Annotated in this window: 23 protein-coding genes; 21 read left to right on the top strand and 2 right to left on the bottom strand. The window is 72.5% G+C overall.

What is annotated here, in order from left to right; genetic code table 11:
* Positions 1–38 precede the first annotated feature (38 nt).
* From aroC to aroB, 3 genes are read left to right on the top strand one after another with little or no spacing between them, the layout of a single operon-like run.
* Positions 39–1,259 carry a chorismate synthase gene (gene aroC / locus EDF64_RS07750; protein WP_133519449.1) on the top strand — a complete coding sequence of 407 codons (1,221 nt, stop codon included), beginning with the start codon at positions 39–41 and terminating at the stop codon, positions 1,257–1,259.
* On the top strand, positions 1,253–1,825 hold the full coding sequence (locus EDF64_RS07745; RefSeq protein ID WP_432207023.1) for a shikimate kinase: 573 nt from the start codon (positions 1,253–1,255) through the stop codon (positions 1,823–1,825). The genes aroC and EDF64_RS07745 overlap by 7 nt, the downstream gene beginning before the upstream one ends.
* Positions 1,822–2,928: a 3-dehydroquinate synthase gene (gene aroB, locus EDF64_RS07740; RefSeq protein ID WP_432207020.1), complete on the top strand. Its 1,107-nt coding sequence runs from the start codon at positions 1,822–1,824 to the stop codon at positions 2,926–2,928. The genes EDF64_RS07745 and aroB overlap by 4 nt, the downstream gene beginning before the upstream one ends.
* Before the next feature lie 31 nt (positions 2,929–2,959).
* Here the strand turns inward: aroB and EDF64_RS07735 are convergent, their stop codons facing one another.
* Together EDF64_RS07735 and EDF64_RS07730 are read right to left on the bottom strand one after the other, a co-directional pair.
* Positions 2,960–3,139, bottom strand: coding sequence for a hypothetical protein (locus tag EDF64_RS07735; RefSeq protein ID WP_133519448.1), 180 nt, complete (start codon positions 3,137–3,139; stop codon positions 2,960–2,962).
* The gene (locus EDF64_RS07730) at positions 3,139–3,441 is read right to left on the bottom strand and encodes a hypothetical protein (protein ID WP_133519447.1); all 303 of its coding nucleotides are present in this window, start codon (positions 3,439–3,441) and stop codon (positions 3,139–3,141) included. Before EDF64_RS07730 ends, EDF64_RS07735 begins: the two co-directional genes overlap by 1 nt.
* Positions 3,442–3,563: 122 nt before the next feature.
* Here EDF64_RS07730 and EDF64_RS07725 point away from each other — a divergent pair, with 122 nt between their 5' ends.
* The 18 genes from EDF64_RS07725 (at position 3,564) to EDF64_RS07640 (ending at position 25,152) form a co-directional block, all read left to right on the top strand.
* Positions 3,564–5,255: an ABC1 kinase family protein gene (locus EDF64_RS07725; protein ID WP_133519446.1), complete on the top strand. Its 1,692-nt coding sequence runs from the start codon at positions 3,564–3,566 to the stop codon at positions 5,253–5,255.
* 129 nt (positions 5,256–5,384) lie between these two features.
* The gene (gene efp / locus EDF64_RS07720) at positions 5,385–5,948 is read left to right on the top strand and encodes an elongation factor P (protein ID WP_071291753.1); all 564 of its coding nucleotides are present in this window, start codon (positions 5,385–5,387) and stop codon (positions 5,946–5,948) included.
* An 11-nt stretch (positions 5,949–5,959) separates the two neighbouring features.
* Positions 5,960–6,445 (top strand): transcription antitermination factor NusB, encoded by a 486-nt coding sequence (gene nusB / locus EDF64_RS07715; RefSeq protein ID WP_133519445.1) that lies wholly within the window; start codon positions 5,960–5,962, stop codon positions 6,443–6,445.
* A gap of 57 nt (positions 6,446–6,502) precedes the next feature.
* Entirely contained in the window at positions 6,503–7,099 is a 597-nt protein-coding gene (pyrR, locus tag EDF64_RS07710; protein ID WP_133519444.1) for a bifunctional pyr operon transcriptional regulator/uracil phosphoribosyltransferase PyrR, read from the top strand.
* Positions 7,096–8,115 (top strand): aspartate carbamoyltransferase catalytic subunit, encoded by a 1,020-nt coding sequence (locus EDF64_RS07705; protein ID WP_133519443.1) that lies wholly within the window; start codon positions 7,096–7,098, stop codon positions 8,113–8,115. The genes pyrR and EDF64_RS07705 overlap by 4 nt, the downstream gene beginning before the upstream one ends.
* A complete protein-coding gene (locus EDF64_RS07700) occupies positions 8,112–9,470 on the top strand; it encodes a dihydroorotase (protein WP_133519442.1) in 1,359 nt (452 codons plus the stop codon). Before EDF64_RS07705 ends, EDF64_RS07700 begins: the two co-directional genes overlap by 4 nt.
* Entirely contained in the window at positions 9,467–10,009 is a 543-nt protein-coding gene (locus EDF64_RS07695; RefSeq protein WP_133519441.1) for a hypothetical protein, read from the top strand. The genes EDF64_RS07700 and EDF64_RS07695 overlap by 4 nt, the downstream gene beginning before the upstream one ends.
* A complete protein-coding gene (gene carA / locus EDF64_RS07690) occupies positions 10,009–11,208 on the top strand; it encodes a glutamine-hydrolyzing carbamoyl-phosphate synthase small subunit (RefSeq protein WP_133519440.1) in 1,200 nt (399 codons plus the stop codon). The genes EDF64_RS07695 and carA overlap by 1 nt, the downstream gene beginning before the upstream one ends.
* Positions 11,208–14,486, top strand: a complete 3,279-nt coding sequence (gene carB, locus EDF64_RS07685) for a carbamoyl-phosphate synthase large subunit (RefSeq protein ID WP_133519439.1) — start codon at positions 11,208–11,210, stop codon at positions 14,484–14,486. The genes carA and carB overlap by 1 nt, the downstream gene beginning before the upstream one ends.
* A gap of 11 nt (positions 14,487–14,497) precedes the next feature.
* On the top strand, positions 14,498–15,382 hold the full coding sequence (gene pyrF, locus EDF64_RS07680) for an orotidine-5'-phosphate decarboxylase (protein ID WP_243736290.1): 885 nt from the start codon (positions 14,498–14,500) through the stop codon (positions 15,380–15,382).
* Positions 15,379–16,293 carry a guanylate kinase gene (gene gmk, locus EDF64_RS07675; protein WP_133519437.1) on the top strand — a complete coding sequence of 305 codons (915 nt, stop codon included), beginning with the start codon at positions 15,379–15,381 and terminating at the stop codon, positions 16,291–16,293. Before pyrF ends, gmk begins: the two co-directional genes overlap by 4 nt.
* 37 nt (positions 16,294–16,330) lie before the next feature.
* The gene (gene rpoZ, locus EDF64_RS07670; RefSeq protein ID WP_071249552.1) at positions 16,331–16,594 is read left to right on the top strand and encodes a DNA-directed RNA polymerase subunit omega; all 264 of its coding nucleotides are present in this window, start codon (positions 16,331–16,333) and stop codon (positions 16,592–16,594) included.
* A 5-nt stretch (positions 16,595–16,599) separates the two neighbouring features.
* Positions 16,600–17,814, top strand: a complete 1,215-nt coding sequence (gene metK / locus EDF64_RS07665) for a methionine adenosyltransferase (protein WP_133519436.1) — start codon at positions 16,600–16,602, stop codon at positions 17,812–17,814.
* Between the two features lie 8 nt (positions 17,815–17,822).
* Entirely contained in the window at positions 17,823–19,805 is a 1,983-nt protein-coding gene (locus EDF64_RS07660; RefSeq protein ID WP_133519435.1) for a primosomal protein N', read from the top strand.
* Positions 19,806–20,302: 497 nt separating this feature from the next.
* On the top strand, positions 20,303–21,358 hold the full coding sequence (tdh, locus tag EDF64_RS07655; RefSeq protein ID WP_133519601.1) for an L-threonine 3-dehydrogenase: 1,056 nt from the start codon (positions 20,303–20,305) through the stop codon (positions 21,356–21,358).
* On the top strand, positions 21,358–22,545 hold the full coding sequence (locus tag EDF64_RS07650; RefSeq protein WP_133519434.1) for a glycine C-acetyltransferase: 1,188 nt from the start codon (positions 21,358–21,360) through the stop codon (positions 22,543–22,545). The genes tdh and EDF64_RS07650 overlap by 1 nt, the downstream gene beginning before the upstream one ends.
* A 106-nt stretch (positions 22,546–22,651) precedes the next feature.
* Positions 22,652–23,587 carry a methionyl-tRNA formyltransferase gene (fmt, locus tag EDF64_RS07645; protein WP_133519433.1) on the top strand — a complete coding sequence of 312 codons (936 nt, stop codon included), beginning with the start codon at positions 22,652–22,654 and terminating at the stop codon, positions 23,585–23,587.
* A complete protein-coding gene (locus EDF64_RS07640) occupies positions 23,584–25,152 on the top strand; it encodes an RsmB/NOP family class I SAM-dependent RNA methyltransferase (protein WP_133519432.1) in 1,569 nt (522 codons plus the stop codon). The genes fmt and EDF64_RS07640 overlap by 4 nt, the downstream gene beginning before the upstream one ends.
* Positions 25,153–25,168: the final 16 nt, after the last annotated feature.

Here is a 25,168-nt window from a genome sequence, read left to right as displayed (position 1 = left end):
CGCGTCGCACGGGTGCGCGCTGTGGGATGATGGGCACCATGCTTCGTTGGTTGACCGCTGGTGAGTCCCACGGACCCGAACTGATCGCGATGCTCGAGGGCCTGCCCGCGGGTGTCCCGGTGTCGTTCGAGTCCATCCGTACCGACCTCGCGCGTCGCAAGCTCGGCTACGGCCGCGGATCCCGCATGAAGTTCGAGCAGGACGAGCTGCACGTGTCCGGCGGCGTCCGGCACGGGTACTCCCTGGGCAGCCCCATCGCGATCCGCATCGGCAACACCGAGTGGCCGAAGTGGGTCGAGGTCATGAACCCCGAGCCCGTCGAGCAGACCGAGCTCTCCCGCGGGCGCAGCGCACCGCTGACCCGTCCCCGTCCGGGCCACGCCGACCTGGTCGGCATGCAGAAGTACGGCTTCGACGAGGCCCGTCCGATCCTCGAGCGCGCCTCCGCTCGCGAGACCGCAGCCCGGGTCGCGCTCGGCGCCGTGGCGAAGTCGTTCCTGGCGGAGCTCGGCATCCGCTCCGTCGCGCACACCCTGCAGGTCGGGACGGTCCGCGTGCCGGACGGCACCGCGCTGCCCCTGCCGGACGACGTCGACCGGCTCGACGAGGACCAGCTGCGCTGCTTCGACGCGGAGACCTCCGCGCGGATGGTGACCGAGGTCGAGGCCGCGAAGAAGGACGGCGACACCCTGGGCGGCGTCGTCGAGGTGCTGTTCTACGGCGTCCCGCCGGGGCTCGGCTCGCACGTGCAGTGGGACCGTCGACTCGACGCCCGGCTCGCCGCCGCGATCATGGGCATCCAGGCGATCAAGGGCGTCGAGGTCGGCGACGGTTTCGCCACCGCTGGCCGCCGTGGCTCCGAGGCGCACGACGAGCTCTACCGCGAGGACGGCGAGATCATCCGCACCTCCGACCGCGCCGGCGGCACCGAGGGCGGCATGTCGACCGGTACCGTCCTGCGCGTCCGGGCCGGCATGAAGCCGATCGCGACCATCCCGCACGCGCTGCACACCATCGACGTGACCACGGGCGAGGACGCCTCGGCGCACCACCAGCGCTCCGACGTCTGCGCCGTGCCCGCCGCCGGTGTGGTGGCCGAGGCCATGGTCGCGCTCGTCCTCGCCGACGCCGTGCTCGAGAAGTTCGGCGGCGACAACGTCGTCGAGACGAAGCGGAACCTCGACGCCTACCTCGCGTCGATCCCGGAGACGCTCCGCAGCCGTCGCACCGAGGCCGCCGAGCACTCCACCGCCTGGTGAGCGCGTTCGCGTCCGCTCCCGTCGTCGTCATCGGGCCGATGGGGGCCGGCAAGTCGAGCGTCGGCAAGCGCGTCGCGAAGGCGCTCGGCGTGCCGTTCACCGACACCGACCGGGTGATCGCCCGGCAGCACGGGCCGATCCCGGGGATCTTCGCCGATCGGGGCGAGCCGGCGTTCCGCGAGCTCGAGGCCGCGGCGGTGCGGGATGCCCTGGCCACCGGCGGGGTGATCGCGGTCGGCGGCGGTGCCGTCACGCACGCCGCCACGCGGGACGCCATGGCCGGTGCCCGGGTGGTCCTGCTCACCGTGTCGCCCGAGGCCGTCGCCGACCGGATCGCCGGCAGTGACCGACCGCTCCTGGCGAACGGTGGCATCGACGCCTGGCAGACGATCCTGGACGAGCGGGCGGCGACCTACGCCGAACTCGCGCACGCCGTGTTCGACACCTCCCGTCGGCCGATGTCCCACGTCGTCGACGACGTCGTCAGGTGGCTGCGTGCCGACGCGGAAGCGACGCCTGACGACGCACCAACGCCCGACGCCACCACGAACGAAGGAACCCCGTGAGCGAGTCCACCGAGTCGATCCTGCCGGAGGGCACCACCGAGATCCGTGTCGGCGGTGACGACGGCTACGTCGTGGCGGTCGGCAACGACCTGCTCGGCTCGGTGGCGGCGCTCCTCGGCCCACGGGTCGCCAAGGTCCTCATCGTGCACGCGCCGACGCTCGGCGCCCGTGCGAACGGCCTGCGCGACCTGCTCGTCGACGCCGGGCTCGACGCCCTCATCGCCGAGGTCCCCGACGCCGAGGGCGCCAAGCGCGTCGAGGTCGCCGCGTTCTGCTGGCAGATCATGGGCCAGTCGGACTTCACCCGCACCGACGCCGTCATCGGTCTCGGTGGCGGCGCCGTGACCGACCTCGCCGGCTTCGTCGCCGCGACCTGGCTGCGGGGCGTGCCCTACGTCGCGATCCCGACGAGCGTGCTCGGCATGGTGGACGCGAGCGTCGGCGGCAAGACCGGGATCAACACGAACGAGGGCAAGAACCTCGTCGGCGCGTTCTACCCACCCCGCGCCGTCGTCGCGGACCTCGACCTCGTGCGCACCCTGCCGCGGAACGAGATCCTCACCGGCTTCGCGGAGATCGTGAAGGCCGGGTTCATCGCCGTGCCGGAGATCCTCGACATCGTCGAGGCGGACGTCGCGCGCGTCACCGACCCCACCACGCCGGAGTTCCGCCGGGTGGTCGAGCTCGCGATCCAGCTCAAGGCCGACGTCGTCTCGGACGACTTCACCGAGCAGGGCCGGCGGGAGATCCTCAACTACGGGCACACCCTCGGTCACGCGATCGAGCACGCGGAGCGCTACCAGTGGCGGCACGGTGCGGCGGTGTCCGTCGGCATGGTCTTCGCCGCCGAGCTCGCGCGCCTGACCGGGCACCTGGACGACGCCACGGTGGACCGGCACCGCTCGATCCTCGAGTCGCTCGAGCTCCCGACGACCTACGGGGTCGGCCGGTGGGAAGGGCTGCTCGCCACCATGCGCCGCGACAAGAAGGCGCGCGCCGGCATGCTGCGGTTCATCATCCTCGACGGGGTCGGCAAGCCGGTCACGCTCGAGGGCCCCGAGGACCACCTGCTCTTCACCGCCTATCAGGAGGTCGGCGTCTAGCGCGTCGTCCGCGCAGGACTGAGCGCAGGACTCAGCGCAGGACCCGCCGGGTGCGCCGCCACCACCACTTCACCCGCATCGACACGGTCAGCACGTCGGTGCGCTTCCACTCGTGGAACTCGGCGAGCGTCGCACCGTTCTCCCACGCCCAGTAGTCGTCGGAGTCGCACTCCGGATCGAACGCATCCGGCAGCGGTTTGAAGATCGGCATCAGTCGGATTCCTTCGTCGCAGGGCCAGGTGGCAGTCGCGCAGCGCGCCGCCTGAGTGCGCGGTCAGCGAGCCGCCGGTCCGCCTTGGACCACCACGCTACGTCGGCGAGCCCGCGGAGCACAGTGATTGAAATGTCGTGTACCGGATCGTGGTCCGGTTGCGCGACGGCCCAGGTGAACCGTTGCCAGGCGTGGTCACGGTCGGTGGCGCGGCGCGACTGGAACGCACCGAACCAGCTGACCACGGCGGCCACGATCGCCGCTCCGGCGGCGATGACCGCCCCGATGAGTGCTGTCTCCATGACGGCAGCCTGCGGCAGTGGACCCGGCGCGACGCCGGGCTCGGGTCGACCTGTGGAGCGCGCGCCGCGCCTCCAGGCTGTGGAGGAACCGACCACGCAGGCCGGGGGAGCAGACTGGGCCGGTGCCCACCCCGCCCCGCCTGAGCGACCTCGGTAGCGCCCCGGACGTCGAGACCGGGACCCTCCGGTCCCGCGGCCGGCGCTTCGCCGAGCTCCTCGCGATCGCCCGCCGCCACGAGCTCCTGCCGTTCCGTCGACTCGACTTCTCGCACGACCCCGACAAGTCCGCGCTCCGTGCCCGGCAGGCGGACCACCTGCGCCGCGCGCTCGAAGAGGCGGGCGGCGGCTTCGTGAAGATGGGCCAGCTGCTCTCCACCCGCGACGACCTGCTGCCGGAGGAGTGGACCGAGGGGCTCGCGCACCTGCAGCGGAGTGTGACGCCGGCCGATCCGGACGAGGTGGCGGCCCTCCTCGAACGGGAACTCGGCGCCCCCGTCGACGAGGTCTTCGCGGCCTTCGACCCCGTTCCCGTCGCCGCGGCGTCCATCGCGCAGGTCCACCGCGCGCGACTGACCGACGGCACGAGCGTCGCCGTGAAGGTCCAACGGCCCGGCATCGACACCGCCGTGCGGCGAGACGTGGACATCGCGCTCCGGGTGGTGCGGTTCATGGCCCGGCTCTCGACCGAGGCCCGGCAGGTCGGCGTGCAGGACGTCGCCGCGCAGTACGCCGACGACCTGATCCGCCAGGTGGACTTCACGTCGGAGCTCCGGAACCTCACGGCGCTCCGTGCGGCGCAGGCCCGGAGCGCGCGTCCGGACGAGGTGCGCTTCCCCGACCCGTACCCGGAGCTCTCCGGGCGGCGGGTGCTCGTGATGGAGTTCCTGGAGGGGGACACGCTCAGCGCGATCCGGGCCGAGCGCTCGGACCGTGACCTCGACGAGCCGATGCGGGCGATCCTCCGGGCGTTCCTGCGGCAGGTCGTCTTCGACGGGGTCTACCACGCGGACATGCACCCCGGGAACGTCCTGCTGCAGCCGGACGGCCGCCCCGCGCTCATCGACTTCGGCTCCGTCGGGCGGCTCGATCCCGGTCTGCGGGACACGGTGCAACAGCTCCTCGCCGCGTACATCCAGGACGACACCGAGGCCATCGCCGACGCCGTGCTCCGGATGGCGCCGGTCCGGGACGCCGAGGACGAACCGGACTTCCGACGCGCCATCGCCCGGTTCGTCGCCGACGAACTCGGCCCCGGCGCCCGCATCGGGGTCGAGACGGTGGACGACGCCGTCGAGGTGTTCGGACGCTACCGGTTGAAGCCGCCGCCGGACTTCGTCGCCGCGGCCCGTGCGCTCGCGATCTTCGAGGGGACCCTCCGCACCCTCACCCCGTCGTTCGACCTGCTTGAGGAGTCCCGCTCGCTGGCCGGCGAGCAGATCCGCGACCAGCTGCGGCCGGGGCGGATCCGGGACGTCGCCGTCCGCGAGCTGTTCGGCGCGGTGTCGGCCGCACGGCGGCTCCCGCGTCGCGTGGACCGGATCGGCGAGGCGATCGAGACCGGCAAGCTGTCCGTGAACATCCGGCTGTTCTCGGACCGGCGGGATCGCCGGACCCTGAACGGTGTCATCCGCCGTGTGCTGCTGGTGCTGCTCGGCGCCGGGGCCGGCGTGCTGTCCATCGTGTACCTGGCGCTGCCCGCGCGTCCGACGGCGGTGCTGTCGACCGGAGTCGCCGGGGGGCTGCTCGGTGGCGCGGCGGTGGTCCTGCTGGTGTGGGCGGCCATCGATGCCGCGCTCGCCCGGAAGCGGGAGTGACCCCCGGCCCGTCCGCTACACTCGTCCGTGGCCCGAGCGGCCCGCAGACCGGGCCCGAGCGGCTCCGGACAGGGCCCGATCGGCCCGCAGACCTTCACAACACACGACCGAACGGGACACCGAAGACTCATGGCCAGTACCACTGACATCAAGAACGGCGCCGTTCTCATCATCGACGGGCAGCTCTGGTCGGTCGTCGAGTTCCAGCACGTCAAGCCGGGCAAGGGCGGCGCGTTCGTCCGCACCAAGCTCAAGAACGTCGTGTCGGGCAAGGTCGTCGACCGCACCTTCAACGCCGGTGCGAAGATCGAGACCGCGACCGTCGACCGCCGCGACTACCAGTACCTCTACGAGGACGGCGACTCGTACGTGTTCATGGACACCGACACCTACGACCAGATCCCGGTCCCCGCGACGGTCGTCGGCGACGCGAAGAACTTCCTCCTCGAGTCCGCGATGGTGACCATCGCGATCAACGAGGGCACCCCGCTCTACATCGAGCTCCCGACCTCGATCACCACCGAGATCGAGACCGAGCCGGGCCTGCAGGGCGACCGCTCGTCGGGTGGCACGAAGCCGGCCACGATCAAGGCGACCGGGTACCAGATCCAGGTGCCGCTGTACCTCGAGACCGACACGCTGGTGAAGATCGACACGCGCGACGGCAACTTCCTCGGCCGCGTCAACTCCTAGGCGCTGACCGTATGAGCGCTCGTTCGAAGGCCCGCAAGCGCGCCCTCGACATGCTGTACGTCGCCGAGGTGCGGGAGCTCCCCATCTCGGACGTCCTCGCCACCGAGACGGTCCGCCACCTGGACCAGCCGGAGCGCGCCTCCAGCTGGGACTACGCACGGCAGATCGTCACGGGTGTCGACGACGACCGCCACGAGATCGACAAGGTCATCGTGGAGCACGCACAGGGCTGGTCCATCGCCCGCATGCCCGTGCTCGACCGGTGCATCCTGCGCATGGGTGTCTGGGAGCTCCGGTTCAACCCGGAGGTGCCCGACGCCGTCGCGATCGCCGAGGCCGTCGAGCTCGCCCAGTCCCTGTCGACGGAGGAGTCCGCCGGGTTCGTCAACGGCGTGCTCGGCGCGGTCGCCGGCGGCCGTGGCCCGGGTGAGAAGGACGACCAGGCCGAGCACGCACCGTCCGGTCGGACGGTCGCAGGGGACCAGGAGTCCCGGTAGGGTTGACCACGTCAGCATCCTTTAAGTCCGTCCGGTGAGGCGGGGAAGGAGGTCGGCGTGGGTACCAGAACGGTCCTGCAGCACTCCGACATCACGCGTGCTCTGACACGCATCGCGCACGAGATCCTCGAGGCCAACCACGGTGCCTCGGACCTGGTGCTCCTGGGCATCCCGACACGGGGTGCCGTCCTGGCCGAGCGGCTCGACCGCATCCTGGCGGAGATCGAGCCCGACTGGACGGCCGGCAGCTCCCGCGTCGGCACGCTCGACGTCACGATGCACCGCGACGACCTCGGGCACGGCATCGGCCGGGCACCGCAGCGCACGACGATCCCCGCGAGCGGCATCGACGGCAAGGTCGTCGTGCTCGTCGACGACGTGCTCTACTCCGGCCGGACGGTCCGGGCAGCGCTCGACGCGCTGCAGGGCATCGGCCGGCCGCGCGCGGTCCGGCTCGCCGTCCTCGTCGACCGCGGGCACCGCGAGCTCCCGATCCGCGCGGACCACGTCGGCAAGAACCTGCCGACGGCGTCCGACGAGCGGGTCACCCTCCGTCTCACCGAGACCGACGGCACCGACGAGGTCGTGATCGAGCAAGCCGAGTCGCCCAGCGCCTCGACCGCTCCGGACCGGACGCAGGGGGTCACCTCGTGAAGCACCTGCTCTCCACCGCCGACCTCTCCCGCGCCGAGGCGATCCACATCCTCGACGTCGCCGAGGAGATGGCCGAGGTCAACACGCGCGAGGTCCGGAAGCTCCCGGCCCTCCGCGGCAAGACGGTCGTGAACCTCTTCTTCGAGGACTCCACCCGCACCCGCATCTCGTTCGAGGCCGCCGCGAAGCGCCTGTCGGCAGACGTCCTCAACTTCGCCGCGAAGGGCTCGAGCGTCTCGAAGGGGGAATCGCTCAAGGACACCGTGCAGACGCTCGGGGCGATGGGCATCGACGGCATCGTGCTGCGGCACGGCGCGTCCGGTGCACCCCGGGTCCTCGCCGACGCCGACTGGATCGACGTGCCCGTCGTGAACGCCGGCGACGGCACGCACGAGCACCCCACCCAGGCGCTGCTCGACGCGTTCACGATGCGCCGGCGGCTGCACGGCTCCGGGAGCCGCGGGCAGGCGCTCGACGGCGTCCGCGTGCTCATCGTCGGCGACGTCCTGCACAGCCGGGTCGCCCGCAGCAACGCGTGGCTCCTCCGCACCCTCGGCGCGAGTGTCACGTTCGCCGCGCCGCCCACGCTGCTCCCCGCCACGAGCACGCCGTTCGGTGCCGCGGTGCACCACGACCTCGACGTCGCGCTGGCCGAGGACCCGGACGTCGTGATGACCCTCCGGATCCAGCAGGAGCGGATGAACGACGCGTTCTTCCCGAACCCGCGCGAGTACACCCGGCACTGGGGCCTCACCGCGAGCCGGTTCGCCCGGCTGTCGGAACGGACCCTGATCATGCACCCCGGCCCGATGAACCGCGGGCTCGAGATCGCCGGCGTCGCCGCCGACGACCCCCGCTCGACCGTCGTCGAGCAGGTCGAGAACGGCGTGTCGGTCCGGATGGCCGTCCTCTACCTGGCCCTGACCGGGACCGACACGACGAGCCGCGACACGACGAGCCGCGAGACGACGAGCACGCACACGAACGCAGCAGCACCGAAGGAGACCGTCGCATGACCGCCCACCTCATCCGCGGCGCGCAGCTGGTCGACGGCTCGCGTGCCGACATCCGCCTGGAGGGACGGCGCGTCTCCGCGGTCGGGTCCGGTCTCGACGCGGCCGGCGCCACGATCGTCGATGCGGACGGGCTCATCGCCCTCCCCGGCCTCGTGGACCTCCACACCCACCTGCGCGAGCCCGGTCACGAGGAATCCGAGACGGTCCTCACCGGCTCGCGTGCCGCGGCCGCCGGCGGCTTCACCGCGGTGAACGCGATGGCGAACTCGAGCCCGGTCGCGGACACCGCCGGTGTGGTCGAGCAGGTGCAGGCGCTCGGTGACGACGCCGGCTACGTGACGGTCCGCCCGATCGGCGCCGTCTCGCAGGGGCTGCAGGGCACGCACCTGTCCGAGATCGGGGCGATGGCGACCTCCCGCGCGAAGGTCCGGGTGTTCTCGGACGACGGTTCGTGCGTGGCGGACCCGCTCCTGATGCGCCGCGCGCTCGAGTACATCAAGGGCTTCGGCGGGGTGCTCGCGCAGCACGCGCAGGAGCCGCGGCTGACGATCGGCGCCCAGATGAACGAGGGCCGGCTGTCGTCGGAGCTCGGGCTCGCGGGCTGGCCCGCCGTCGCCGAAGAGGCGATCATCGCCCGCGACGTCCTGCTCGCCGACCACGTCGGGGCACGGCTGCACGTCTGCCACGTCTCCACCGCCGGCAGCGTCGAGGTGATCCGCTGGGCGAAGTCCCGCGGCATCGACGTCACGGCCGAGGTCACGCCGCACCACCTGATCCTCACCGAGGACCTCATCGCCGGTCGCGACGGCGCCGCGGGCTACGACGCGCGGTACAAGGTCAACCCGCCGCTGCGCTCCCGCGAGGACGTCGACGCGCTCCGGGGTGCCCTGGCCGACGGCACGATCGACATCGTCGCCACCGACCACGCCCCGCACACCGCCGAGGCGAAGTGCTGCGAGTGGCCGGCCGCGGCGAACGGCATGGTCGGCCTCGAGTCGGCGCTCAGCGTCGTGCAGGCCGCCGTCGTCGAGCAGGGACTCCTCGACTGGGCCGACATCGCCCGGGTGCTGTCCGAGGCGCCGGCCCGGATCGGGCAGGTCGAGGGCCACGGTCAGCGGATCGCCGAGGGTGCCCCCGCCGAGATCACGCTGTACGACCCGTCGGCGGTCCGCGAGTTCGCGGTCACCGACCTCGCCGGGCAGTCGCAGAACTCCCCGTACCTCGGCATGCGGCTCCCCGGTCGCGTCGTCGCGACGTTCCACCACGGGTACGCCACGGTGCTCGACGGCCAGGTCGTCGACGCCGAGACGATCGCCGGCCACGCCCGTGCCACGCGGACGGCGGCGACGGCATGAGCGGTGACGGCTTGCGCTGGCTCGAGGGCGGGATCATCCTCGCCCTCGTCGCCCTGCTGTTCGTCGCCATGGTGCGCACCTGGCGGACGCGGGCCAGGAAGCAGGCGGAAGCCGTGCCTCCCGTCCCCGTGCCGACCACGCTCGGTCCGGCAGCCGGGTCGTGGGACGGGTTCACCGTCGCGACGACCCGCGCCGACCAGCCCCTCGAACGGATCACGGCGGGCGGTCTCGGGTTCCGGGGCCGCGGCGGCGTGACCGTCCACGAGACCGGCGTGGTCCTGCACCACGCCGGCACCCCCGACCGGTGGATCGCAGCCGACGCCGTCCGCGGCGCCGACCGCGCCACGTGGGCCATCGACCGCGTGGTCGAGCCCGGGGGACTGGTCCGTCTGCGATGGACGGCGACCGGCGCCGCAGGAGCGACGGACCTCGACACCTACTTCCGGTTCCCGGAGGACGACGCAGCAGCGCTCGTCGCCCTGCAGGGACTGTCGACGAAGCACGAACACCCGCACACCGCGGGCGAAGGGACGAACTGATGACACGCGAACGGGCCGTACTGGTCCTCGAAGACGGCACCCGGTACGACGGCTGGGCCTACGGCGCCCGCGGGCGCACGCTCGGCGAGGTGGTCTTCGCGACCGGCATGACCGGGTACCAGGAGACGCTGACCGACCCGTCCTACGCCGGGCAGATCGTGGTGCAGACCGCGCCGCACATCGGCAACACCGGGGTGAACGACGAGGACCCCGAGTCCCGGCGCATCTGGGTCGCCGGCTACGTCGTGCGCGACCCCAGCCGCGTGGTGTCGAACCACCGCGCGAACGCCTCGCTCGACGAGCACCTGGTGCGCGACGGCATCGTCGGGATCTCCGGCATCGACACCCGTGCGCTCACCCGCCGGATCCGCGACGCCGGGGCGATGAAGGGCGGCGTGTTCAGCGGCGCGGACGCGGCGCTGCCGGCGGCGTCGCAGCTCGACGCTGTCCGGTCGCAGGCGACGATGGCCGGCGCGAGTTTCTCGTCGATCGTCTCGACGCCGGAGACCTACGTGATCCCCGCCGTCGGCGAGCAGATCGGCCGGCTGGCCGTGCTCGACCTCGGCGTGAAGGCGTCGACCACCCGCTACCTCGCGCAGCGCGGGTTCGAGGTGCACGTCGTGCCGCAGGACATCACCGCGGCGGAGCTGGAAGCGCTGGCTCCGGACGCGCTCTTCTACTCGAACGGCCCCGGCGACCCCGCCGCCTCGGACGCGCAGGTCGAACTGCTGCAGGACAGCCTGCGCACGGGCCGCCCGTTCTTCGGCATCTGCTTCGGCAACCAGCTGCTCGGCCGGGCGCTCGGCTTCGGCACCTACAAGCTGCCGTTCGGGCACCGCGGCATCAACCAGCCGGTGCTCGACACCGTCACCGGCAAGGTCGAGATCACGAGCCAGAACCACGGCTTCGCGGTCGACGCCCCGCTCGGCGAGGTCCTTGAGTCCCCGGCGGGCTTCGGTCGCGTCGAGGTCTCGCACTACTCGCTCAACGACAACGTGGTCGAGGGCCTCCGCGCCCTCGACGTGCCCGCGTTCAGCGTGCAGTACCACCCCGAGGCGGCTGCCGGCCCGCACGACAGCATGTACCTCTTCGACCGGTTCGCCGACCTCGTGCGCGAGCGCCGCGACGGACAGCCGCTCGACCCGGCCACCGCCGACGCCACCACCCCGGCAGCAGACATCACCAAGGAAGCGAACTGATGCCCAAGCGCGCAGACATCAACTCCGTCCTCGTCATCGGATCCGGCCCCATCGTCATCGGGCAGGCCGCCGAGTTCGACTACTCCGGCACCCAGGCGTGCCGCGTCCTCCGCGCCGAGGGCGTCCGCGTGATCCTCGTCAACCCGAACCCGGCGACGATCATGACCGACCCGGACTTCGCCGACGCGACCTACATCGAGCCCATCACGAGCCCGTCGCTCGAGGAGATCATCAAGATCGAGCGCCCGGACGCCGTGTTGCCGACGCTCGGTGGCCAGACCGCCCTGAACGCCGCCATCAAGCTCGACGCCGAGGGCATCCTCGACAAGTACGGCGTGGAGCTCATCGGCGCCAAGGTCGACGCGATCCAGCGCGGCGAGGACCGGCAGCTCTTCAAGGAGCTCGTGCTCGAGTCCGGCGCGGACGTCGCACGGAGCCACATCGCACACACGCTCGACGAGGCGATCGAGTTCGCGAAGGACCTCGGCTACCCGCTCGTCGTCCGCCCGTCCTTCACCATGGGCGGTCTCGGCTCCGGCTTCGCCTACAACGAGGAAGAGCTCATCCGCTTCGTCGGGGACGGACTGCAGTCCAGCCCGACGACGGAGGTCCTGCTCGAGGAGTCCATCCTCGGGTGGAAGGAGTACGAGCTCGAGCTGATGCGGGACAACTACGACAACACCGTCGTGATCTGCTCGATCGAGAACGTCGACCCGGTCGGCGTGCACACCGGCGACTCGATCACCGTCGCCCCGGCGCTGACGCTGACCGACCGCGAGTACCAGAACATGCGGAACATCGGCATCGACATCATCCGTCGCGTCGGTGTCGACACCGGCGGCTGCAACATCCAGTTCGCCGTCGACCCGTCGAACGGCCGCGTCATCGTCATCGAGATGAACCCGCGCGTGTCCCGCTCGTCGGCCCTCGCGTCGAAGGCGACGGGCTTCCCGATCGCCAAGATCGCCGCGAAGCTCGCCATCGGGTACCGCCTCGACGAGATCGAGAACGACATCACCCGCGTCACCCCGGCGAGCTTCGAGCCGACCCTCGACTACGTGGTCGTGAAGACCCCGCGGTTCGCGTTCGAGAAGTTCCCCGCCGCCGACGCCACCCTGACCACCACGATGAAGAGCGTCGGCGAGGCGATGGCGATCGGCCGCAACTACGCGACCGCGCTGCAGAAGTCCCTCCGGAGCCTCGAGAAGCGCGGTTCGAGCTTCCACTGGGACGTCCCGGCGGCCGAGCTCGACAAGACCGCTCTGCTCGAGAAGTCCGCGATCCCGATGGACGGCCGCATCGTCACGGTGCAGCAGGCGCTCGTCGCCGGTGCCACCGCGGAAGAGGTGTTCGAGGCGACGAAGATCGACCCGTGGTTCATCGACCAGATCGTCCTCATCAACGAGGTCGCGGCCGAGGTGCGGGACGCCGAGACCCTCGACGCCGACACCCTGCGCTGGGCGAAGGAGCACGGCTTCAGCGACATCCAGATCGCGTCGCTGCGGGGCATCACCGAACAGGCCGCGCGCGACGCCCGGCACGCCGCGGGCATCCGTCCGGTGTTCAAGACCGTCGACACCTGCGCCGGCGAGTTCCCGGCCCTGACGCCGTACCACTACTCGTCGTACGACACCGAGACCGAGGTCGTCCCGAGCGACCGCAAGAAGGTCGTCATCCTCGGCTCCGGCCCGAACCGCATCGGGCAGGGCGTCGAGTTCGACTACTCCTGCGTGCACGCCTCCTTCGCGCTGAGTGCCGCCGGGTTCGAGACGATCATGATCAACTGCAACCCGGAGACCGTCTCCACCGACTACGACACCTCGGACCGCCTGTACTTCGAGCCGCTCACCACCGAGGACGTCCTCGAGGTCATCGAGGCCGAGGCCGCGTCCGGCGAGCTCGTCGGCGTCGTCGTGCAGCTCGGCGGCCAGACCGCCCTCGGGCTCGCGAAGCCGCTCGAGGCCGCCGGCATCCCGATCCTGGGCACCTCGCCAGCTGCGATCGACTCCGCCGAGGAGCGCGGGCAGTTCTCCGCCATCCTCGACCAGGCCGGCCTGCTCGCGCCCCGGAACGGCACCGCCCACGACCTCGCCAGCGCGACCGCGGTGGCCGAGGAGATCGGCTACCCGGTCCTCGTCCGCCCGTCGTTCGTGCTCGGCGGCCGCGGCATGGAGATCGTCTACGACACCGCGACCCTCGCCGACTACTTCGACCGGATGGCCGATCAGGCGATCATCGGCCCGGAGCTCCCGCTGCTGGTCGACCGCTTCCTCGACGACGCGGTGGAGATCGACGTCGACGCGCTCTTCGACGGTGAGCGGCTCTACATCGGCGGCATCATGGAGCACCTCGAAGAGGCGGGCATCCACTCCGGCGACTCCGCCTGCACCCTGCCCCCGGTCGGCCTCGGGCGCGCCGAGATCCAGGGCGTCGTCGACGCGACCGAGAAGATCGCCCGCGGCATCGGCGTCCAGGGGCTGCTCAACGTGCAGTTCGCGATCGGCGCGGGCGTGCTCTACGTCCTCGAGGCGAACCCCCGCGCCAGCCGCACCGTGCCGTTCGTCTCGAAGGCACTCGGCATCCCGCTGGCGAAGGCCGCGTCCCGCATCATGACCGGCACGACCATCGCCGCGCTCGTCGACGAGGGACTCCTGCCCGCACGCGACGGCGCCTTCGTGCCGATGCAGTCGCCGATCGCGGTCAAGGAAGCCGTGCTGCCCTTCCGGCGCTTCCGCACCCGCGAGGGCCAGGTCGTCGACTCGGTGCTCAGCCCCGAGATGCGCTCCACCGGTGAGGTCATGGGCATCGACCGCGACTTCCCGCGGGCGTTCCTCAAGTCGCAGGAAGCCGCGTACGGGGGCCTGCCGACGAGCGGCACCGTGTTCGTGAGCGTCGCCGACACCGACAAGCGCCAGGTCGTGCTGCCGGTGCACCGCCTGCAGCAGCTCGGGTTCACGATCACCGCGACCGAGGGCACCGCCGAGGTGCTCCAGCGCAACGGCATCGCGGTCACGCTGGTCGGCAAGTACAGCGAGGGCGGCGAGAGCGTCGTCGACCTGCTGGCCCGCAACGAGGTCGACATCGTCATCAACACGCCGTCGGGTGCCGCCGGTCGTGCGGACGGGTACGAGATCCGTGCGGCGACGGTCGCGGCGGACAAGCCGCTGTTCACGACGATCGCGCAGCTCGGGGCCGCCGTCGCGGCGATCGAGACGATCGGTTCGCCGCACAGTGTGCGGAGCCTGCAGGACTACGCGCTCGAGCGCGCGACCTGGTGACGGCTGCCGACGTGGACACGGTCCAGCCAGGAGGCACGGCCTCCTTCGGTGTCCGGCTCGCCGCCGCCATCGGGTCGCGTTCCGCCCTCTGCGTCGGCATCGACCCCCACGCCGCCACCCTGGCGGCGTGGGGGCTCGGACGCGACGAGGCCGGCCTGACGGCCTTCGGCGCGACCCTCGTGGACGCGGCCGCCGGCCGCGCCGCGATCGTCAAGCCGCAGGTCGCCTTCTTCGAGGCGGCGGGGGTCGCGGGCTACCGTGCGCTCGACGCGACGATCCGTCGGGCACGTGATGCGGGCCTCCTGGTCGTCGCCGACGTCAAACGCGGCGACATCGGGACGACGGGGGACGACTACGCGCTCGCGTGGCTGGACCGTGACGGGCCGTTCGGGGCCGACGCGATGACGGTCTCGCCGTACCTCGGCTACGGGTCGCTCGCCGGCACGGTGGCGGTCGCGCGCCGGAACGGTGCGGGCGTGTTCGTGCTGGCGGCCACCAGCAACCCGGAGGCCCGGGTGCTGCAGACCGCGGTCCTCGCCGAGGGGCCGTGGGCGGGACACAGCGTGGCTGCCGGTATCGTCTTGAGTGTGGCAGACGACAACCGGGCCGGCGGCGACCAGCCCCTCGGCGACGTCGGGCTCGTGCTCGGCGCGACCCTCGACCTCGACGACTTCGGCATCGACGCGGCGGCGATCGGCACCGCGCCGGTCCTCGCCCCGGGCTTCGGTGCCCAGGGCGCCCGCATCGAGGACCTCCGTGCGCTGTACGGCGCCCGTGCCGAGCAGGTGCTCGTCAGCGAGTCCCGCGGGCTCCTCACCGACGGCCCCGACGGGGTCGCGGCGCTCGTCGCCGACCGTGCCGAGCGCATCCGCGCCGCGCTGGGGGCCGCCGCATGACGTCGGACCGCGAGGGCCTGCCCGCCCACCGCAACCCGCCCGAGGTCGACCGGGTCGCCGCAGCCCAGGCCGCGGTGGCCGCCCGTCGTGCCCGCGCGGCGGTCAAGGCCGCGATCGCGTCGGGGGAGCGGTCCGCGCTCGAGGTCGCCCGCCTGGCGTGGTCCGATGCCGAGGCGCCCGCCGAGAAGTCCCTGCGGGTCCGTGACCTGTTGACGAGCCTGCCCGGCATCGGACCGGCCCGCGCCGAGACGATCATGGGCGGACTGCGCATCGCACCGTCGAAGCGCCTGGGCGGCCTCGGCACGCGGCAGCGCTCGGAGCTGGCGGACTGGCTCGCCGCGCGCGGCCGGAAGCGCGGGACGTCGAAGCTCGTCGTCCTGGCCGGACCCACCGCGGTCGGCAAGGGCACGGTCAGCGCGTACATCCGCGAGCAGTACCCGGACGTGAACCTCAGCGTGTCGGCGACGACCCGGAAGCCCCGCCCCGGCGAGGTCGACGGCGTGCACTACTACTTCGTCGACGACGACGAGTTCGACCGGATGATCCGCGACCGCGAGCTCCTCGAGTGGGCGACCGTGCACAACTCGTACCGGTACGGCACCCCGCGTCCGCCGATCGACCGCGCGCTCGACGCCGGCGACAAGGTGATGCTCGAGATCGACCTGCAGGGTGCCCGCCAGGTGCGTGACGCCATGCCCGAGGCGGTCCTGGTGTTCCTGCTGCCGCCCTCGTGGGAGGAACTCGTCCGCCGGCTCATCGGCCGCGGCACCGAGTCCGCCGAGGAACAGGCCCGCCGACTCGACACCGCGAAGGTCGAACTGGCCGCCCAGGACGAGTTCGACGTGCGCATCGTGAACTCCGATGTCGGCACCGCGGCACGCGAGGTCGTAGACTTGTTCTCTGCGCCCTGACGGGCGTCCGTTCTTCCCCCTGTCGACAGGAGACACCATGGCCAACCCCCAGGGCATCATCGACCCGCCCATCGACGACCTGCTCGCCAAGGTGGAGTCGAAGTACGCGCTCGTCATCTTCGCCTCGAAGCGTGCGCGCCAGATCAACGACTACTACGCCGACCTGCACGAGGGCTCGCTCTTCGACAACGTCGGGCCGCTCGTCGACTCGACGATTGACGACAAGCCGCTGTCCGTGGCGCTGCACGAGATCAACGAGGACAAGCTCACCGTCACCAAGCAGCAGCAGCCCGCCGACTGACCGCGGTGACTGCAGCTGCTCTGCGCCTCTTCACGTCCGAGTCGGTGACGGAGGGGCACCCCGACAAGATCTGCGACCAGATCTCGGACACGATCCTCGACGCACTGCTGACGGTCGACCCGCACGCGCGCGTCGCCGTCGAGACCATGGTCACCACCGGGCTCGTGCACGTCGCCGGCGAGGTCACCACCTCCGGCTACGTCGAGATCCCGAAGCTCGTCCGTGACGTCATCACGGGCATCGGCTACAACTCGTCCGAGGTCTCCTTCGACGGTCACACCTGTGGCGTCGAGGTCTCCATCGGGGCGCAGTCGCCGGACATCGCCCAGGGCGTGGACGAGTCGCTCGACGCGCGCTCCGGCGCCGGCGTCGACCCCCTCGACCGCCAGGGCGCCGGTGACCAGGGCATCATGTTCGGCTTCGCGACGAACGAGACCCCGGAGTACATGCCGGTCGCGATCTGGCTGGCGCACCGCCTGGCCGAGCGCCTGTCCGAGGTCCGCAAGTCCGGGTTGCTGACGTTCCTGCGTCCCGACGGCAAGACCCAGGTCACCGTCGGCTACGACGGCGTCGTGCCGAAGACCGTCGAGACCGTCGTGCTCTCCACGCAGCACTCGCCCGCCGTCACGCTCGACGAGCTCACCGCAGCCGTCACCGAGCACGTGATCCGTCCGGTCCTCGACCTGGTCGACCTCGACTCGTCGCACGTCGACGTCATCGTGAACCCGACCGGCCGCTTCGAGATCGGCGGCCCGCAGGGCGACGCCGGCCTCACCGGCCGCAAGGTCATCGTCGACACCTACGGCGGGGCCTCCCGCCACGGTGGTGGCGCGTTCAGCGGCAAGGACCCGTCGAAGGTGGACCGTTCGGCGGCGTACGCGCTCCGGTGGGTCGCGAAGAACGCCGTCGCCGCGGGCCTCGCCGACCGGCTCGAAGTACAGGTCGCCTACGCGATCGGCCGCGCCGCCCCCGTCGGGCTGTACGTCGAGTCGTTCGGCACCGGGCACGTCGACGACGCCACGATCGAAGCGGCGATCCGCCAGGTGTTCGACCTGCGTCCGGCCGCGATCATCCGCGACCTCGACCTGCTCCGCCCGATCTACGCGAAGACCGCGACCTACGGGCACTTCGGCCGTGAGCTCCCCGGGTTCACCTGGGAGCAGCTCGACCGCGTCGAGGAACTCCGCGCCGCCGCAGGACTCGTCGCCGCCGCCGTCTGAGGCACTGCGTGACCACCGTCGCGCGCGTCGTCCTCGACTCGCCGCTCCCGCAGTTGGACCGTCTGTTCGACTACCGGGTGCCGGCCGAGCTCGAGGACGACTGCGTGCCGGGGGTCCGCGTCAAGGTCCCGCTCCGCACCGGCGCACGGATGTCGGACGCCTACGTCGTCGAGCTCGTCACCGAGGGTTCCTACCCCGGGGAGCTCAGCGCGATCGAGACCCTGGTGTCGCCCGTCCCGGTGCTCGCGCCGGAGATCTGGACGCTCGCGCGGGCCGTCGCCGACCGCGCGGCCGGCGTCGCGTCCGACGTGCTCCGGCTCGCGGTCCCGACGCGGCAGGTCCGCGCCGAGAAGGCGTGGCTCGCGCGTGACACCGCGTGGTCGCCCCCGCCGGTGATCGCTCCGCCCGTCACCGGCTACGCCGAGGGCGTCCTGGAGGCACTGGTCGCCGACCACGGGCGGGCTGCGGTCGCCGCCGTTCCCCACCCCGTCGCGCTCGGTGACGGGGACGACGCCGTCTGGGTCCCCGGATGGGCCGCCACGATCGCGCAGGCGGCGGCGAACACCCTGGCGGCCGAGCAGTCAGCGGTCGTCGCCGTCCCCGACTTCCGCGACGTGACCGACCTCGAGCGGGCGCTCCTCGCGCTGGTGCCGCCGGAGCGGGTGGTCCGGTTCGACGCCAAGCAGACGAACGGGCAGCGGGCGAAGGCGCTCCTGCAGGCCCGCACGCACGCGGTCGTCGCGATCGGGAACCGCACGGCGGCGTACGCGCCGGCGACCGAGCTCGGACTCATCGCGATGTGGGACGACGGCGACGCCTCGTTCATCGAGCCCCGCGCGCCGTACGTGCACACGCGCGACGTCGCCCTCGTCCGTGCCGCGCAGTCCGGGGCGGCGCTGCTGTTCGTCTCGCACGCGCGGAGCACCGACGTGCAGCGGCTCGTCGAGCTGCACTGGCTGCAGGAGGTCACCCCGTACCGGGCGAAGACGCCGAAGGTCATCCCGACGGTCCAGCAGACCGGCGCGGAGGGCTACGCCGCGCAGGCCCGGATCCCGAGCTCGGCCTGGCGTGCCGCGAGGGAGGCGAGCCAGCACGGCGCCGTGCTCGTGCAGGTCGCGAGCCCCGGATTCGGCACCGGGTTGGTCTGTGCCGAGTGCGGCGAACGCGCGCACTGCCGGGTCTGCGGCGGACCGCTCGGCAGCCCGCACCGTGGTGCGACCCCGCAGTGCCGGTTCTGCGGCGCGCTGGCGGTCGGGTTCCGCTGCCCGACGTGCGGCAACGGCACCGTCAAGCCGGTCGGCCAGGGGGCGCAGCGCACCGCGGACGAGCTCGGTCGTGCGTTCCCCGGGACCCGGATCGTGGTCGCCGACGGCTCCCGGCCGCTCGACGAGGTGCCCGCGCGGCCGTCCGTCGTCGTCGCGACGCGAGGCGCGGAACCGTCGGTCCCCGGCGGGTACGCGTGCGTGCTGCTCCTCGACGGGGAGCGGATGCTCGCCCGCGAGGGGCTCCGCGTGCAGGAGGACGTCCTGCGCTTCTGGACGAACGCCGCGGCCAAGGGTGCCCCGGGGGCCGAGACGTACCTCGTCGGCATCGGCGGGAAGCTCGCGACGGCGATGGCGCTGTGGCGGCTCGACGGCCCCGCGCACGACGAACTCACCGACCGGCGCGAGCTGCACTTCCCACCGGCGGTCCGGGTGGCGACGCTGACCGGCACGGACGAGGCCGTCACCGCTGCGGTCGAGGCGCTCGAGGGTGCCACGGCGGGGCCGGTGCTCGGACCGGTGCCGGTCGAGGACGACGCGCTCCCGGGGACGGTCCGCGCGATCGTGCGGTTCCCGTACGCGCACGGGGCCGAGGTCGCGGCGACGCTCAAGGCCGAGGTGATCCGGCGGTCCTCGACGCGGCGGGTGCTCCCCGGTGGGAACCGTCGTCGGGCGGCGCCGGCGCTCCGGGTGCGCCTCGACGACGCCGAGCCCTTCAGCGAGGTCTGACCCGGTCGGCGCACCCGGTCGGCGCACCCAGGCCGCGGGTCGGCTGACCCGGTCGGCTCCGCGCTGCGGGTCGTCGGTCGGCGTGGCGGGCGCGCACCGTGCCTCCAGGCCGTCGCCGGGCGCGCGCCGTGCCGGACGTGCGCGTGCCGGGCGTGCGCGTGCCGGCCGTGCGACGACAACGTTGTCGTCGTACGACAGCGCCGGTGTCGCTCCCGAGCTGCTGCAACTGTGCGCGTCTGCAACGGACGACAACGTTGTCGTCGTGCGACATCGCGCGTGTCGTTCCCGCGCATCTGCAACGGACGACAACGTTGTCGTCGTGCGACATCGACGGTGTCGTTCCTGCGCGCCCGCAACGGACGCCCGAACCGCGCCGAACCGCGCCGTGCACGTGACATGTACGGGCGGTGGGCGCGACGTGTGCCAGGCTGGTCGACGGCGGTCACGAGCCGCCACGGACACACATCACGCACGACGAGGTGACGCGGATGACGCCGATGAGGGCGCTGTACAAGCCGGACGCTGCTCCGGGACTGACCATGACGGAACGGCCGGTGCCGGTCCCCACCGAGGACGAGGTCCTCATCCGGGTGCTCCGCACCGGGATCTGCGGGACGGACCTGCACATCCGGCGGTGGGACGACTGGGCGGCCTCGGCGGTGACGACGCCGCTCGTCCCGGGGCACGAGTTCTTCGGCGAAGTGGTCGAGGTCGGCGCTGCCGTCCGCGACGTCGCCGTGGGGGACCAGGTCTCCGGCGAGGGGCACATCGTGTGCGGCACCTGCCGGAACTGTCGGGCCGGGCGCCGGCAGATGTGCATCCGGACGAAGGGCCTCGGCGTGCAGCGCGACGGCGCGTTCGCGGAGTACCTCACGCTGCCCGGGGCGAACGTGTGGGTGCACCACACCGACGTCGACCCGGACGTCGGCGCGCTGTTCGACCCGCTCGGCAACGCGGTGCACACGGCGCTGGCGTTCCCGCTGGTCGGCGAGGACGTCCTCGTCACCGGGTGCGGCCCGATCGGCCTGATGGCGATCGCCGTCGCCCGGCACGCCGGCGCGCGCTTCGTGGTCGGGACGGACGTCAGCGCCGCTCGACTCGCGATGGCGACCGCGATGGGCGCGGACCTCGGCGTCGACGTGAGCGGCGGGGACGGCACGGCCGTGCTCCGTGCGGCGCAGGAACGGCTCGGCATGCGCGAGGGCTTCGACGTCGGGTTCGAGATGTCCGGAGCCCCGAGCGCCCTGCCCTCGATGGTCGAGACCATGAACCACGGCGGGCACATCGCGATGCTCGGGCTGCCGACCGGCTCGATCGCGGTCGACTGGGGCAAGGTCGTCACGCACATGCTCACCGTGAAGGGCATCTACGGCCGCGAGATGTTCGAGACCTGGCAGACGATGAGCTCGATGCTGCAGACCAGCGCGGTGCTGCGCGAGCGCATCGGCTCGATCGTCTCCCAACGGTTCGCGGCGCGCGACTGGGAAGCAGCGTTCGCCGCGGCGGCGAGCGCGGACGGCGGCAAGGTCGTCATCGACTGGACGGAGATCTGATGTACGGCGCGATCAAGGACCACCTGACGGCGGAGCTCACCGGCATCGAGGCGGCCGGTCTGACGAAGCGGGAGCGCGGCATCGCCGGACCGCAGCGCGCAGCGATCGAGGCGGACGGCCTCGACCTGCTCAACTTCTGCGCGAACAACTACCTCGGCCTCGCCGACTCGCCGGACCTCGTCGACGCGGCGAAGGACGCCCTCGATCGCTGGGGCTACGGCATGGCGAGCGTGCGGTTCATCTGCGGCACGCAGGACCTGCACCTCGACCTCGAGCGCCGGGTCTCGGCCTTCCTCGGCACCGAGGCGACGATCCTGTACTCGTCGTGCTTCGACGCGAACGGCGGCCTGTTCGAGGTCCTGCTCGGCGCAGAGGACGCGATCATCTCCGACGAGCTCAACCACGCCTCGATCATCGACGGCGTGCGGCTCTCGAAGGCGCAGCGGTTCCGCTACCGGAACCGTGACGTCGCCGACCTCGAGGCACAGCTCATCGCCGCGAAGGACGCCAGGTTCCGAGCCGTGGTCACCGACGGCGTCTTCTCGATGGACGGCTCGATCGCTCCGCTCGCCGAGATCTGCGACCTCGCCGACCGGTACGACGCCCTCGTGATCGTGGACGACTCGCACGCGGTCGGCTTCGTCGGCGAGCACGGCCGGGGGACGCCGGAGCTCTGCGGGGTGGCCGACCGGGTCGACGTGTACACGGGCACGTTCGGCAAGGCGCTCGGCGGGGCGTCGGGCGGGTACGTGGCCTCACGCCGCGAGATCGTCGACCTGCTGCGGCAGCGGTCGCGGCCGTACCTGTTCTCGAACTCGCTCGCCCCGGTGATCGCGGCGGGGACGGTGGCGGCGCTCGACCTGATCGAACGCTCCGACGACGCCCGTGCTCGCCTGCGTGCGAACGCCGAACGCTTCCGCACGCTGATGACCGAGGCCGGGTTCGAGCTGCTGCCGGGGGAGCACCCGATCGTCCCCGTGATGTTCCACGACGCCGCCCTGACCGCCCGGATCGCCGACGAGATGCAGGCGCGCGGCATCTACGTCACGGCGTTCAGCTACCCGGTGGTCCCGAAGGGGAAGGCGCGGATCCGGGTGCAGCTGTCCGCCGCGCACACGGACGAGCGGGTCGTGCGGTGCGTCGAGGCGTTCCGGGAGGCCCGCGAGGCGGCGGCCCGCGCGAGCTGATCGCGCCGCGTTCGCGGGGCCCGGCGCGGGCGGGCCCCGGCGCGCGGGCCCCGGCGTCCGCCGACACGAACCGTGCGAGACCCCGGGACGTGGGAGGATCGAACCCATGCGTCTCGTCGTCGCCGGCAGCCCCGCTGCGGCCGTCCCCACCCTCCGCCGGCTGGCGGCGTCCGACCACGAGATCGCCGCGGTGCTCACCCGTCCCGCGACCCCGCAGGGCCGGAAGCGCGTCCTCACCCCGACCCCGGTGGCGCAGGTCGCCGCGGAGCTCGGGCTCCCCGTCATCGAGGCGTCCCGCGTCGACGACGAGGTCACCGCCCGCATCGCCGAGCTCGACGTCGACCTCGGCGTGATCGTCGCGTACGGCGCCCTGCTGCGTCGCCCGGCCCTCGATGCCCCGCGGCTCGGCTGGGTGAACCTGCACTTCTCCGACCTGCCGGCGTACCGCGGCGCCGCGCCCGTGCAGCGTGCCGTGATGGCCGGTGACACCCGCACCGCCGCGACGGTGTTCCAGCTCGTCGAGGCGCTCGACGCCGGCCCGGTCCACGCCAGCGAACCGTTCGACATCGACCCCGAGGCCACCTCCGGCGAGGTCCTCGCCGCCATGGCCGACACGGGTGCCGAGGTCGTCGCGCGGGTCGTCGACGACATCGCGGCCGGCACCGCCGTCGCCACCGATCAGTCCGGCGAGCCGACGCTCGCCCCGAAGCTCACGATCGAGGACGGCCGGATCGACTTCGCCGCGCCCGCCGCCGCCGTGCACGCCCGCCTCCGCGGGGTCACACCAGAGCCCGGCGCGTACGCCCACCTCGGCGAGACGCGCGTGAAGCTGCTCCGCAGCGCTCGACTGCCTGGAGGCACGGCGGACCCCGCCCCGTCGCTCGCCCCCGGTGCGCTGACCGTCCAGGGCGGTCGGCTGCTCGTCGGGACCGCCGACGACCCGCTCGTGCTCACCGAGGTGCAGCCCGCGGGCAAGAAGGCGATGGACGCCGCAGCCTGGGCGCGCGGCCTCGGCACGCTGGACGGGAAGGTCCTCGCATGAGCAGCTCGAACACCGCACAGCGCCGGCACCACGGACCCCGGCAGACGAGCGCGCGCCGCGTCGCCTTCGACGTGCTCCGCGCCGTCCAGGTCGACGACGCCTACGCGAACCTCCTGCTGCCGACGCGCATCCGTCGCGCCGGGCTCACCGCTCGCGACGCCGCGTTCGCGACCGAGCTGACGTACGGCACGATCCGGATGCTCGGCCGCTACGACGCGATCGTCGCGCTCGCGTCCGGGCGCCGCATCGACAACATCGAGTCCGACGTGCTCGACGTGATGCGCCTCGGTGCGCACCAGCTCCTCGGCATGCGCACGCCGACCCACGCCGCGGTCTCGGCCACGGTCGAGCTCGCCCGCGAGGTCGGTGCGCACCGGGCCACCGGCTTCGTGAACGCCGTCCTGCGGAAGGTCGGCGCCCGCACCGACGACGAGTGGGACGCCCTCATCACCGAGGGCCGCGGTGGCGACGCTCTGCTCGCGGCGCGCTGGTCGCACCCGGTGTGGGTGGTGTCTGCGCTCCGGGACGCCCTCGCCGCCGAACGGTCCCGCGACGAGCTCGCCGCACTGCTGGCCGCCGACAACGTGGCGCCGCGGGTGCAGCTCGCCGCGCTCCCCGGCATCGCCACCGACGAGGACGTCTCGGACGCCACCACGCGTGCAGCAGCCCCGACGGACCACGACCTGCCCGCCGCCGAGGCGGACGCGACCGATGGGGCGGACGCCGCGCCCGCCGAGTCGGCACCGGCCGACCCCGGAGCGGAGGTCGACGTCGACACGGAGGCCGCGCCTCCCGGCCGCGACGACGACCGCGTGCCGGACCTGCCCGTCTCGCCCGTCGGGATCCGCGGGATCTCCGGCGACCCGGCCCGTGTGCCGGGTGTCGCGGCCGGACGGCTGCGCGTGCAGGACGAGGGGTCGCAACTGGCGGCCCTCGCGCTGAGCCGGTCGTCCGAGGTGCGCGCGGGGGAGCGGTGGCTCGACCTGTGCGCCGGACCGGGTGGCAAGGCGGCGCTGCTCGCTGCCGAGGCGGCGCGGACCGGAGCAACCCTCGTCGCCAACGAGCTCGTGCCGGCGCGAGCCGGACTCGTCCGGAAGGCCCTCGCCGGCTTCGACGAGACCGTCACCGTCGTGCAGGGCGACGGCCGTCGGTACGGCCGCGACGGGGCCGGCGTCACCTTCGACCGGATCCTCCTCGACGCGCCGTGCACCGGTCTCGGCGCACTCCGGCGTCGCCCGGAGGCGCGCTGGCGGAAGCAGCCGGAGGACGTCCCCGAGCTCGCCGCGCTGCAGACCGAGCTGCTCGACGCGGCGGTGCGGGTGCTCGCGGTGGGCGGGACCCTGGCGTACGTGACGTGCTCGCCGCACCTCGCCGAGACGCGGGGGCAGGTGGACGCGCTCATGGCGCGACACGGCGGGGTCCTCGAGCAGGTCGACACCGCAGGTGTCGTGCGCTCGATCGCGGCGCGCGACCCGCAGGTGGCGGACGGCGACACGGCGCAGCTCTGGCCGCACCGGATCGGGACGGACGCGATGTTCATCGCGTTGTTCCGTCGCGTCGCCTGACCCCGTCGACCCAGCG

Source organism: Curtobacterium flaccumfaciens (genome assembly GCF_004361695.1).
GTDB classification, from domain to species: Bacteria; Actinomycetota; Actinomycetes; order Actinomycetales; family Microbacteriaceae; genus Curtobacterium; species Curtobacterium flaccumfaciens_B.
Note: the sequence above shows the minus strand (reverse complement) of the source record. Positions and strands in the feature narration are given on the sequence as shown.

Bases quoted from the DNA above. Each gene is read 5' to 3' on its own strand.
- aroC (WP_133519449.1), top strand. From the start codon at position 39: ATGCTTCGTTGGTTGACCGCTGGTGAGTCCCACGGACCCGAACTGATC.
- EDF64_RS07735 (WP_133519448.1), bottom strand. From the start codon at position 3,139: ATGCCGATCTTCAAACCGCTGCCGGATGCGTTCGATCCGGAGTGCGAC.
- EDF64_RS07730 (WP_133519447.1), bottom strand. From the start codon at position 3,441: ATGGAGACAGCACTCATCGGGGCGGTCATCGCCGCCGGAGCGGCGATC.
- efp (WP_071291753.1), top strand. From the start codon at position 5,385: ATGGCCAGTACCACTGACATCAAGAACGGCGCCGTTCTCATCATCGAC.
- nusB (WP_133519445.1), top strand. From the start codon at position 5,960: ATGAGCGCTCGTTCGAAGGCCCGCAAGCGCGCCCTCGACATGCTGTAC.
- EDF64_RS07700 (WP_133519442.1), top strand. From the start codon at position 8,112: ATGACCGCCCACCTCATCCGCGGCGCGCAGCTGGTCGACGGCTCGCGT.
- EDF64_RS07695 (WP_133519441.1), top strand. From the start codon at position 9,467: ATGAGCGGTGACGGCTTGCGCTGGCTCGAGGGCGGGATCATCCTCGCC.
- carA (WP_133519440.1), top strand. From the start codon at position 10,009: ATGACACGCGAACGGGCCGTACTGGTCCTCGAAGACGGCACCCGGTAC.
- carB (WP_133519439.1), top strand. From the start codon at position 11,208: ATGCCCAAGCGCGCAGACATCAACTCCGTCCTCGTCATCGGATCCGGC.
- gmk (WP_133519437.1), top strand. From the start codon at position 15,379: ATGACGTCGGACCGCGAGGGCCTGCCCGCCCACCGCAACCCGCCCGAG.
- rpoZ (WP_071249552.1), top strand. From the start codon at position 16,331: ATGGCCAACCCCCAGGGCATCATCGACCCGCCCATCGACGACCTGCTC.
- tdh (WP_133519601.1), top strand. From the start codon at position 20,303: ATGAGGGCGCTGTACAAGCCGGACGCTGCTCCGGGACTGACCATGACG.
- EDF64_RS07650 (WP_133519434.1), top strand. From the start codon at position 21,358: ATGTACGGCGCGATCAAGGACCACCTGACGGCGGAGCTCACCGGCATC.
- fmt (WP_133519433.1), top strand. From the start codon at position 22,652: ATGCGTCTCGTCGTCGCCGGCAGCCCCGCTGCGGCCGTCCCCACCCTC.
- EDF64_RS07640 (WP_133519432.1), top strand. From the start codon at position 23,584: ATGAGCAGCTCGAACACCGCACAGCGCCGGCACCACGGACCCCGGCAG.